Origin of the sequence: Ideonella sp. B508-1 (assembly GCF_000333615.1) — a bacterium.
Taxonomy (GTDB): domain Bacteria; phylum Pseudomonadota; class Gammaproteobacteria; order Burkholderiales; family Burkholderiaceae_C; genus Ideonella.
Genome location: NZ_BADL01000425.1, coordinates 1 through 11,482, shown reverse-complemented (window position 1 = coordinate 11,482; position 11,482 = coordinate 1). Strand labels below are relative to the sequence as shown.

Sequence of the window (11,482 nt, the reverse complement as noted above, 5' to 3'; positions counted from 1 at the left end):
CCCGCCAGGTGCCCGGCCGTTTTTCCTCCGAGTAGCGGTAGGTGAGGGTGCTGTCGCCGATCTCGTCGCGCAGCACCCGGGTCTCGGCCTGGTAGGCCCGGCCGTGGGCCCGCTCGTACTCGGCCAGGGTGAAGGTGGTCGAGCCGATGCGGGCCGCGTAGTTCCGGGTCTCGGCCCGCTCGGTCAGGATGTGGACCATCTGCGTCTTGAAGCCCAGGGCATCCGAGGCCAGCAGGTCGTCCAGGTCCACATAGGCCCGGGTCCAGGTGTCGTGCACCACCGGCTGGAAGCCGCTGCCGGGGTTGTCCTCGGTCCGGCCGGCCGAGGTGATTAGGCGCATCGGCAGCACGGCTTCCAGGCCGATCAGGGCCTGCATCTGGCGGTCGAATTCGTTGAGGTGGCTCTCGTCCAGCACCTCGCAGCGCAGCACGCGGCGGTCCAGCGTGTAGTGCAGGGCCCGGGTCAGGCTGTTGAGCCGGTCCACCAACTCGCCGGCCCGGGCAAAGGCCGAGGCCTCGCCGCGGCCCGGGGGGCGCAGCTCGATGACGCGGCGCAGCGTCTCGCCCGCCCCGTGACCCTGCTGCACCACATGGGTCAGTTCGTGGGCCAGCAGGCGGCGCCCTTCCGTCGTGCCGGGGCGGTACTGGCCGGCGCCGAAGACCAGGTCCTGACCCACGGCGAAGGCCCGGGCCGACAGGCTGCCGGCCAGCCGGGCGGCCGGGGTGTCGGTGTGCAGGCGCACCTGCGAGAGGTCCGCCCCCAGTCGGGGCTCGAAGAAGCGGCGCTCGCCCGCGGGCAGTGGCTGGCCCTGGCCGCGCAGGCCGTGGATGGCCTGGGCCTGGGCGCCGGCCAGCCTCGTGGTGGCCGCAGGGGATGTCCCTGGCGTCTCACGCCGCCGCAGCGTTTCGTCATGGGCCTCCTCGGCGCAGGCCGCGCATTGGCGTCGCACGGTGGCCTCCGAGCCGGGCTGGCCGGAGCCTGGGGCCATCACCTGCCGGGCCACCGCCTCGGCCTCGCGCTCGTGGGCATCGTCCGGGGTGCCCAGGGTCAGCTGCGGCCGCAGCGGGCGGCCCAGGGCTTCCTGCAGGGCGGCGCGCTGGTCCGGCGCCGGGGCGAGCGCACCGGGACGGCCCGGGCGCCCGGCCGGTCGGCCGCGCGCCGGCCGACGTTGCCATTGGAATTGACTCATGGGGACCTCCGGGTCAGAGGGTCACTGCGGCGGGCTCAGCTCGATCAGCACGTTCAGGCCGCTTTGCATGTAGCGGGCCGTGCAAGGGAGGCTGATCTGAATGCCGTCGGTTTCTCCCTCCAACACATTGCCGCTGAAGGTGGCTCGGTCGCACAGCGCGGTGCCGGGCAGGGTCTTGTCTCCATTGTCGAAATCCCAGGTGTTGCCCTGGGCCACCCAGGTGCTGGCGGTGAAGACGCTGCCGGGCTGCTCGAAGCGGGTCTGGTCGAGTTGCAAGCGTCCCAGCCCTGGCAAGCTCCTGGTCAGTCTGCCCTTGGCGTCGACGGCGTCTGGAGGCAGGGCGCTGTGTACGCCACAGAGTGTGGAGCCTGTGATCCGCAGGGTGCCGCCGCCCGGGATGATCGTTGTGCCTCCTTGGTTTCCGTGCAGGGTGGGGGGAGTGATCGAGATGTCTTTGGTGATGCCGTTGAGCATCAGCAGCCACCCCATGAGCCGGCTGTCACGGATGGTGCCTCCCACCTGCGTGCTGGCCAGGGTCAGCACATGGTCTGGCTGGCCGGCCGCCACCAGATGGGCGAGATCGTTCAGCGCGCTCTGTTCCGCATCGGGGCCGAACTGGCCATTGAGGTAACCCGAGACATTGTTCAGGAAAGCGATCTCGGGCCCCTTGTCGGAGACGTATCGCAGGCGCGCAACCAGCGGTGCCTGGGCGATCGACGTTGACCACGCACGCCAGCGCTCGGCTCCCAGCGCCTTCCAGGCTTGCACCAGCGTGGACAGGCTCTTGCCCTGGACTTCGGCAGGGGCCTGTTGCATCAGGTTCTTCACATGGATTTGCAGGGCCTTGGTGAACTCGGCATCGCTGGTTCCGGCGCCGGCCGGTTGCCAGCTGATCTTCATGTCGGGTTGCACCCAGGCTGTCCAGTCGTTGCCGCTCCAGTGCAAAGTGGCGCTTTGTCCTTCGGGCGAAGACACCTGTACCAGCCCCGGCCCGGCGGGCCGATCTGCCTGCCGCAGACCGGTGCAGTCCTTCACCGTCACCCGGGCGGCCCTCAGGTTCAGCTGGGCGATGCCCTGCTTGAAGATCCACCCAAGGCCCTCGAGAACAATCTCCTGGGCCATCAGGGTCAGCCTTCTTCCAGCGAAGGTGATCTGCGTGGCCGCCGCGCTCTCTCCACTCAGGCGCAGGCTGGTGAGGCCGGAGATGGCCAGGTCGCCTTCCAGCACGTAGCTGCCTGCGCACAGCTTGATCCACAGGCTGCCGGTCTGGTCGGTGGCGGCCTGTTTGAGCGCGCTCATCAGCTGTTCGCTGGTGCGCACGGCCACCTCACAGCCGCCGCTGCGCAGACACAGGGCCTTGAGGGCATCCTGCACGCTGACCACGCTGGGCAATTGCAGGTCGGCGCACAGTTCGGCGTCGCTCTTGTCCAGCGGCACATCGTTGGCGCGCAGACCGCACAGCAGGGCGTCCAGCACCACGTCCACCGTGCTGGGGCTGTTGGCCAGGCCCAGCAGGCTGCGCACGCTGGGCTCCACCGCGCAGGCCGGCGGCGTGTAGTGCACGTTCTGCGCGCCCAGATTGCACAGGGCGTCCAGGGCCTGCTGCACGTTCTGGGCGCCGTGGAACAGGGTGTTGCACTGCTCGGTGAAGCCCACGTCGGCGGCGCGCAGGTCGCTCAGCGGCGGGAAGACCATGCGCCGTCGTTCGGCGTCGGTGGGCGGCTGCAGGCTGCCGTCGTCCAGCAGGGTGCCCAGGCGCAGGAAGTGGTGGCGCACGCCCTGCGGTGGGGCCTGGTTGAGCACCACGTCGCCACTGGCCTGCATCGCCTCGCGGATGGCCGCCAGCCAGTGGTCGCCGGGCACGAACTGGCGGCTCTTGACGCTCAGGCGCAGGGCCAGGTTCTCGAGGTTGACCCACAGGTCGTTGCCGGCCACCCAGCAGCTGCCGTGGGCCGGGTCGTCGGCCGCCGCGGCGGCCAGGGTCACGCCGCGGTCGCGGCCCTTGACCAGGGCGCCGGTGTCGGTGCGGAAGATGCCGTAGCCGTCCCACTGGCGGGCGAAGGCCTTCGGCTCGTCGGCGCCGGTGGGCACGTTCCAGGCCTCGCGGATCAGCCCGCGTTGCTTGGGCGTGGTGCCGCTCAGGTGCAGGCCCAGCAGGCGCTCGGTGTCGGTGTCGAAGTACTCCCAGACCCAGTCGCCCTGGTCGAAGCCGGGCGGCGGTGCGTCGCTGGCGCAGGCTTCGGCGCCGTTGTCGCGCGACCACTTCAGCGTCACCGTCTTGGCGGCGGGGTCCACGTCGTGCACCTCGACGCGGAAGAGGTAGTTGCCCAGGCGCTCGTTCACCGCCACCTGGGCGGCGCAGGGGTTGCAGGGGTCGCTGCCGCTGTCGATCTTGCGCAGGGTCAGCGTGGCCAGGCCGTTGCCCATCGGCGGGTTGACGGCCGGGTCCAGCGGGTCCAGGGTGTTGGCGCACCATTTCACCTGCAGCAGGGTCTGGCTGCGGGTGGCGGTGTCGGCGCCGTGCAGGGCCGGGTCCATCAGCTCGGGCCGCTCCAGCGCGGTCACCGGGCGGTCCCACACATCGGCGTAGAGCACCAGCTTCTTGCCCGGGTAGGGCCCGTGCCAGGGGTAGTCGGGCTGGGCCGTGAGGACGGTCAGGGCGCTGCCGGGAAAGCAGGCCGGCACGCCGTCCACATAGAGCACGCCGGGCTGCAGCTTGACCTTGCCGCCGTCGCCCGCGTCGGCCACCAGGGCCAGGCCGCCGCTGCGCGGCGCCCCGCTGGCGATGGCGTCGCGCAGGGCCTCGGCCAGCCGGCTCTTCTGCAGGTCGCTGAGCTCGTTCCAGTCGGCATCCAGGATCATCCGGCCCTGTTGCAGGTAGAGGCCGGAGTAGCGCTGTTCCGGGGCGAAGCTGTCTCGTGAGATCTGGGTGGTCATGGTGTTCGTTCCCTGCGGTGGGGCGGCGGCGTTCAATGGCCCTGCGGGGGCAGGCAGGCCAGCGTGGGGTCGAGGATCAGCAGGGCCTCGGTGCCGGCGGGCAGCACCTCGGCGAGCTTGTCGAGCACGGCGCGGCGGCGCAGCACATGGCGGTCTTCGTGGTAGGCCCCGAGTTCGCCGCCGTCCTCCGCCCCGCCCTGGATGGCCGCGGGCGAGGCCGGGTGCAGCACGCCGCAGCCGGGCTGGCCGAAGTGGGTGTTCAGAAAGACCGGGTGGGCGGTGGTGCAGTTCGTGCGGATGGCGCACAGGGCCGAGCGCAGGCCCTGGGCCAGCCAGTTCGGATCGTTGGGGCTTTCGGGGTCCAGCGGGTCGGCGTCCAGCGGCAGGTACCAGAGGCGGCTGTGGCGCACGCAGCCGGCTCCGGGCACGTCGTTGTCCGCCAGGTCCTTGCGCAGCGGCGGCATCAGGATGCAGTCGCTGGCGTTCAGGCGCTCGGCCAGCAAGGTCTCCAGCACGGTCACGTACTCCAGCTGCACCAGGCCGCGGGCGACCTCCAGCTTGCGCAGCAGGCTGGCGCGGGCCGCCACCACCGGGGCCAGGCGCTCGGCGGTGCCGATGTGCAGCTGGCGGGCGGCGCAGTGGTCCAGCTCCACCGCGCCCTGGCTGACCTTGAGCTGGTTGTCCAGCCAGAGGTTCTCGAAGCGGTAGACCGCGCGCTCGTCCAGCTGCAGCACGCCGCGCAGCTTGATGGGCACGCCGTCCAGCCCGGTCCAGACGTGGCGCACCACCGTCTCGCCGTTCCAGCGGTAGCCCTCCTCGCGGCGGTAGCGCAGCTTCTCGTGCGTGAAGCTGTCCCAACTGGCCACCGGCGGCCAGTTCAGGCTCAGCGCGTGGGCCGAGCAGTGGCCCTCGGGCGGCGGCAGGAACAGCGGCACGCGGCGCGGATGGTAGGGGCCGATGCCCAGCTCGGGATCGCCCGGCGGGCGGCGCAGGTCCACCGTGCGGCGTGAGACATCCTGGTAGCTGCCGGGCAGGCAGGGCACGCCGTGGCGGTGCACCTGCCACCAGCTGGCGCTCTGCCCGCCGAAGGTGCTGGTGTGGGCGGCCGGGTGGTCGGGGGCGCAGCGCAGCGCGCGCGAGCCCTGGCGCAGGTCCGGCGTGGTGGCGGGCAGGCCCGGGTGGCCGGCGCGCAGCGCGGGTGTGGCGGGTTCGGGCACGGGGGCCTCGCCATAGCTGCTTTCGGGCAGCAGGGGGCGGTCCACCCGCGGCGTCAGGGCCACGCGCTTCCAGCCCTCGTGCACCTCCACCTCGAACTGGCCCACCGCCTCGGCGATCTGCTCCACCGCCACCCGGGTGCCCTTGCGCTGGCGCCAGGCCACGGCCGAGGCCAGCTCGGCCCGGCGCCCTGCCTCGTCGGGCGACACGAGGCGCACGTCCAGCAGGTCGGCGATGTAGGGCAGCAGCCAGGGCTGGCAGTGCCGGCCATCGGCTTGGGCATCGGGGAAAGGGGTCGACCCGGCGCTGGGCGATGGTGGCCCGGAAGGCATCGAGCAGGCCGCCGAAGGGGCCCAGCAGCTTGTCCAGGTCGCCCTGGCCGCTGCTGTCGGCGGTCTCGGCGTCGCGTTCGCGCCAGACGGCGGGCAGCCAGGCGCGCAGCAGCTCGGCGTAGCGGGGATCGGAGGTGGGGGTGCTCACAGGCTGTACTCCTGGTGTTGCAGGGTCAGGGCCGCGGTGTCCAGCAGCAGGCACTGGCGCGGGGTGGGCGTGGCCACCATGGGCACGCCGCCCACCTCGACCACCCGGTCCAGCGCGGCGCGGGTGGCGGCGTCCACGGTGATCAGTGCGTCGGCGTTCTCCACCCCGGTCACCGACTCGACCACCTGGTAGACCTCGCCGCGGTAGAGCGGCTGGCCCAGGGCGCGTCGGCGCGGCGAGAAGGCCTCGCCCAGCGCGGCGCGCACGGCGGCCTTGACGGCCTCGGGGTCGAAGGCGTCGCTGCGCACCCGCACGGTGACGTTCAGGCCGAAGCGCTGGGTCTGCACGCCGCTGACGTTCAAGGCCACGCCGGGCAGGGCGCGGGCGGCCAGGAAGGCCTGCAGCTCGGCCGCCAGGGCCGGCGTGGGCGGTTCGCCACCGGCGGCCATCACCACCAGCTCGATGCGCTCGCTGCGCCCGCGCCCAGGCGGCAAGCGAAAGCTCGCCGCCTGCCAGACGCTGGCGTGGCCGCGCGCCAGCTGGGCGAAGTCGTCCAGCGAGACGGCCCGGTCCAGGGCCAGCAGGGTGGAGGGGCCGCGCTGGCGCAGGTCCTCGGGGGCCTCGCGGTCGGCCCCGCCGCTGCTGGGCAGGGCCTGCACCAGGCCGTCGATCAGCGGGTGGGGCTTGACCAGCTGGGCCAGGGACCCGGGCGGCAGGTTGCCCGCCAGGCCCACGCCCTGGCGGTAGCGCACCCGCACATTGTTGGCGCCGCTGGGCAGGCGCCGGCCGTGGCGGCCATCGCCGAACTGCAGGCTCAGAAAGCCGTCCTGGTCCAGTCGCACCTGGTAGCGGGCCTCGGCCGGGCCGGCGTCCTTGAGGTTGGCGATGGGCTGCCAGGTCTCGCCGGCCACGTTCAGCTGCAGATCGGCGCGCACGCCCGCGGCCATCAGCGGGTCGGCCACCCAGCTCACCTCGGCCACCGCCAGCGTGAACTGTTGCAGGTTGCGGGTGGCGTCGCCGCTGCCCAGCACGCGCTCGGGCCGGGCCACGCCGTGGCCGGTCTCCACCACATTGGCGTAGAGGACCAGGTTGCCCGCCCGGCTGCCGCTGGGCAGCGCATCGGCCAGGCGAAGGCGCTGTCCATCGGTGCTGATCTCTTCCACCGTGGTGGCCACGGCCGCGCTGCCGCTGGACACCACCACCCGCCGGTGCAGTGGCAGGCCCGGAGGCAGCGCTTCGGTGTCCAGCCAGAAGCCCGACAGTTCGGTGGTGTTGCTTTGCCAATCCTGCACCCGGGCCTGCAGCTTGAAGTGGGCGAACACCGTGCTGCGGCTGAGGAACCAGGGGCCACCGCCGCGGTCTTCCCAGGTCTCTTCAGCGGTCAGCGTGGCCTGGGGACGGTCCGGGTCGGCGGCCACGCTGGCCAAGCGGGCCCAGGCCAACTGGCCGGCGCGCATCACCACCGCCAGGTCGCCGGCGGCGGCATGCTTGGACGCGCTGGTCACCAGGGCGGCTTGCAGATGACCGTGATCGCTGGCGTTGAGAAAGCTGTCCACCGCCCAGGCGCCCGCACCGGGCGGTGGGGCCAGCAGGGTCTGCGGGTTGGTGGGCAGCACGCGGGCGTCGCCGGGCACGCCATCGCTGTCGGGGTTCCAGGTGAAGGTGATGGCGGTGTAGCCGGGGCGATCGTCTGCTTCCGGCTGGGGGGTGCGGGTGTCGACCGGCACGTACTTGGCGTGCAGGCAGTAGAAGCTGGGCCAGACCTCGCGGGTCTTGCCGTTCTGCTTGAGCTGGTAGGCATGGCTGAGCCACAGGCCGGCCAGACGTGACCAGTCCCCGGCCGCGTAGACCACCAGGGCGTCGTGGCCGTCGATGGTGCGGCGATAGGGCCGCTCGCCCATGTCGGTCAGCGGCACGGTGACGGGGCGGTCCACCGTGGCGCCGTTCAGCCGCAGCGCCCCCAGGGCTTGGGTGAAGATGAGCCGGTCGTCGTGCACGGCCTTGATGCGCCGGTAGCAGGGCTTGTCGTCCACCGTGCGCACCAGCACCAGATCGCCCGGCGCCAGGGTGCCCGAGGGCACGGCCAGCTGCAGGCTGTGGCCAGCCTCCTCGACGCCCAGACTGGCGGGCCCCAAGGGTGAGAGCCGGTCCTTGGGCAGCAGGTGGACCAGGGTGCGGCCGGTGATGAACTGCCGTTTGGCGTTATTGGGGATGGGCGGGCTGAAGCTGATGCGGCTGCGGCCATCCGGCAGGGTGAACACCCCTTCGATGCGGTGGGCCGACAAGGTGTTCTGCGCGGTGTCTTCCAGCACCATCGGTTCGCCGGCTTTGAGGTCGCTCACGCCGCGGTCCAGCGTCAAGTGGTTGCCTTCCAGCGGTGCGGGATTGCTCAGGCGGTCGCGGGCGTAGACGGTGTTGAAGGCAGCGTCGGCGGCCAGGTCGGCCAGGGTCTCGAAGACCAAGGGGGCTCCGCTGGCGGGCAGGTGCTGCACCTGCAGGCCGGCGGCCACGGTGCCGGCCTGGCCGGGCTTGAGCAGCAGGGCCAGCGGGGTGGCGGCCGAGGCCGGCGGGCGCGGCGCCTCGTCCAGCACGGCCAGCAGGCGGCGCAGGCTGTCCCACTGGCTGGCGGTGCGCAGATAGCCCTCGTTGGCCTGGGCGTCCAGGTGCACGCCCAGCACATGGGCCGAGCGGGCGAACTGCCGCACCAGCTGCCAGAGCAGGTCGTCGGGGTCGGCCTGGTAGAGCGCCATCAGGCGCTGCAGGCGCTCGTCTTCAGTCTCGGTGGACGGGTCGGCCGGCGGCGCGGGCAACTGGGCCCACAGCGGCCAGCCCGGGAAGGCCTGGGCCAGGTCATGGCGCAGCCGTTCCAGCCAGGCGGCACCGTGGCCGTCCAGGTAGTCGAAGCGCGAGAGGCCGGCGCGGTTCCAGCGGGTCAGGTCCGGGGGCAGGGTGTTCGGGGTCATGGCCTCAGCCCTTGCGTCCGCCGTTCAGGCGCAGTGTGTAGAAGCCGCGTTGTGGCCGGTTGGGCAGGTTGTCGCAGACAGCGATCTCCAGCCCTTCCAGGGCGATGCGGCCGCTGGCCGCCTCGTCGGGGTAGCGGTCGCCCAGGCGCTTGAAGCGGTTGATGCAGACGTTCTGCACCCCGTCCAGGGCCATCAGCACCTGGTAGAGGTCGCTGGCCCAGAGGTCCTCGCCAAAGCGCAGCCGGCCCGGCGCGAAGAAGCCGCCCGGGCCGGTGCCCAGGGCCCGTTCCACCGCGCGGCGCAGCTCGGACTGGAAGTAGTCCGGGTCCACCTGGATGGCCAGGCCCAGCACGATGCCGACCTCCACCGCGCGTTCCAGCACCACCTCCTGGCCCACCATGCGCCAGTCCTCCAGATAGGGGTAGAGCACGCTGCGCACGCTGGGCCGCAGCGCCCGCGCGGGCAGGGCCAGGCCCAGCTCGGCGTGGAAGGCCACGGTCTCGGCCCAGACCGCGTCGTTGAGCGCATCGGTGGCCACGCCCTTGTCGATGGGCTCGTCCAGGTCCAGCAGGGCCCAGGGCACCACGGCCACATGCACGGTGGTCCAGCTGCCGTCCCAGCGCTCCCAGGCGTGGGCGCGCAGCACCAGGGGGTGGTCCTCCAGGCGGGCGGCGTAGTCGTCCACCGTGACCATGCGGTGCTGGTCGTGCACCGCGCGCGGGCCGTCCAGCCGGGCCTGGTCCATCTTCTCCGGGTGGTCCAGCCACCAGGCGTCGAAGCGCTGGGCGTCGCTGCGGGTGTCGCCCGCGGCCGGCGGGGCGTCGAAGGGCGGCAGGCCCAGGCGCTGGGCCCGGCCCAGCACGTCATCGCCGATCAGGCTCAGCCAGCGGCGCACCGAGGCGGGTTGGCGGGCCGTTTCCAGCCAGCCTTCGGCGGCGGCGCGGTCCATCGCGTCGGAGAGCTGGTCCAGCGCGCAGGCCAGCACCTCCACCAGGGCCACCTCCACATCGGCCGGGGTCCAGCGGCTGCGCTCGGGGTAGCGCGCAGCCAGCTCCTGCAGCATGAACAGGCGGAAGCCGTCGTAGTCGCGCTGGTCCCAGTCGAAGTCGTCGCCCAGCGCGGGCAGCAGGTCCGGCAGGTCCACCTGGCGCTGGCCGCAATCCGGGCAGCAGCCCAGGCCGTACTGCACGACGGGGGTCGGGTCCTGGGCCATGTCAGACGCTCTGCAAGGTGAAAGTCTGGCTGTCGCGGTGGCCGATGGCCGCCAGCGTGTAGGCCACGCGGATCTGCAGCGTGGCGTCCGTGCCGTCCACCTCGACCTCCAGGCTGCGCGGGTCGACCTCGCCCTGCAGGGCCTCGGCCAGCGAGGCCAGCAGGCGCCGCCGCGTGAGCTGCCACATCGGCGAGTCGTTGGGCTCGAAGACCAGGGCCTTCACCCCGGCGCCGAACTCGGGCCGGAACACCCGCTCGCCCGGCAGCGTGAACAGCACCTGCTCGATCTGGTGGCGGATGTGGGCGCTGCGGTCGGCCAGCGCGGGGCCGGCCGTGCCCACGTGCAGCGGGAAGGCCAGGTAGGGCGGGTCGACCAGTCGGCGGGCCATGGGGTGTCTCCTGGGGTGTCGCGGTGCCGCCGCTCAGGCGGTCATCACCTTGGTGGACAGGCTGCTCATCTCGCCCTGCGGGATGGGCGGCCCCGAGGGCCCCATCGCGGTGGGGTGCACGTGGGTGGCGAACAGGGTGAGGAAGCTGGTGCCCTTGATGACGGGCTCACCGCCCGAGCCACCGAGGGCGACCTGGCTGCCTTCGAGCGTGATGACGGCGCTGGCGCTGACCTTGACGCCCGAGGCGCTCATCTCGACGGTGTTGCCGTTGGCGTCTTCCAGCTTGGCGCCGCTGCTGTCCAGCGTGAGGGTGTTGCCGTTGGCGTCCTGTAGCACCACCTTGCCGTTCTTCGCGTCCAGCGTCAGCGTGGCGCCGGCCTGGTCGGTCAGGGCCAGGTTACCGTCCTTGTTCATCTCCAGCTGGGCGCCGCCCAGGTGGGCCAGCAGCACGTCCTCGTCGCCGGACTTGTCCTCCAGCAGCAGGGTGTGGCCCTGGGGGCTGCGCAGCAGCGTGGTGGTGGGTGGATCCTGCACCTCGGGGGGGATGTCGCCCGCGGCCTGCCAGAAGGTGCCGGTCCAGATCGGGTGGTCCAGGCTGCCGCCTTCGAATTCCACCCACAGCTGGGCGCCCACCTGGGGCACGGCGAAGAAGCCCTGGTTGGACAGGCCGCCGCAGGGCAGGCAGGGCAGGGCCCAGTCGGTCTCGGCCTCGCCCAGCAGGGCCGGCACCCGCAGCTTCACGCGGGCCATCTTCTGCGGGTCCTGGTTGTCCACCACGAAGCCGCGGTACTTGCCCCAGGCGCGGCGCTGGGCGTCCCGCTGGGCGATCTGTTGCAGCAGGGCGTCTTGCATCACAGCACCCCGGCCAGCACGCCGCCCAGGCCGGGCAGCGCACCGAGGTTGTCGCCCAGCGCGTTGCGCAGCAGCGTGAAGCGCTGGCGGTAGCCCTGGGGGTTGAAGGTGTGGGTCACGGTGTCCACGTAGTAGGTGCCGGAAAACCCAGTCGCCCAGCCCGTCCACGCCCACGGGAGGGCGGGCTGCAGCACATGGCCGTAAAGCGTGCCGTCGAGCTCGCCCCTCGCATGCACGCGCTGGAT

7 protein-coding genes and 1 pseudogene are annotated in these 11,482 nt (G+C 72.2%); all 8 read right to left on the bottom strand.

Going from position 1 to position 11,482, the window contains the following annotated elements; all coding sequences use genetic code 11:
* The coding region (locus tag I73_RS31015) for a DUF4157 domain-containing protein (RefSeq protein WP_051049259.1) at positions 1-1,189 on the bottom strand (1,189 nt) is incomplete at its 3' end.
* A gap of 21 nt (positions 1,190-1,210) precedes the next feature.
* A complete protein-coding gene (locus I73_RS17345) occupies positions 1,211-4,126 on the bottom strand; it encodes a DUF6519 domain-containing protein (RefSeq protein WP_022981774.1) in 2,916 nt (971 codons plus the stop codon).
* A gap of 32 nt (positions 4,127-4,158) precedes the next feature.
* Entirely contained in the window at positions 4,159-5,673 is a 1,515-nt protein-coding gene (locus I73_RS31010; protein ID WP_026096878.1) for a phage tail protein, read from the bottom strand.
* 144 nt (positions 5,674-5,817) lie between these two features.
* Positions 5,818-8,784, bottom strand: a complete 2,967-nt coding sequence (locus I73_RS28675) for a baseplate J/gp47 family protein (RefSeq protein WP_022981773.1) — start codon at positions 8,782-8,784, stop codon at positions 5,818-5,820.
* Between the two features lie 4 nt (positions 8,785-8,788).
* Positions 8,789-9,997: a hypothetical protein gene (locus I73_RS17330; RefSeq protein ID WP_022981772.1), complete on the bottom strand. Its 1,209-nt coding sequence runs from the start codon at positions 9,995-9,997 to the stop codon at positions 8,789-8,791.
* A 1-nt stretch (position 9,998) separates the two neighbouring features.
* A complete protein-coding gene (locus tag I73_RS17325) occupies positions 9,999-10,385 on the bottom strand; it encodes a GPW/gp25 family protein (RefSeq protein ID WP_022981771.1) in 387 nt (128 codons plus the stop codon).
* Between the two features lie 33 nt (positions 10,386-10,418).
* Positions 10,419-11,237: a phage baseplate assembly protein V gene (locus I73_RS17320; protein WP_022981770.1), complete on the bottom strand. Its 819-nt coding sequence runs from the start codon at positions 11,235-11,237 to the stop codon at positions 10,419-10,421.
* Positions 11,237-11,482: pseudogene (locus tag I73_RS33290) on the bottom strand (hypothetical protein); the annotation flags it as partial. The gene I73_RS17320 and the pseudogene I73_RS33290, both read right to left, overlap by 1 nt.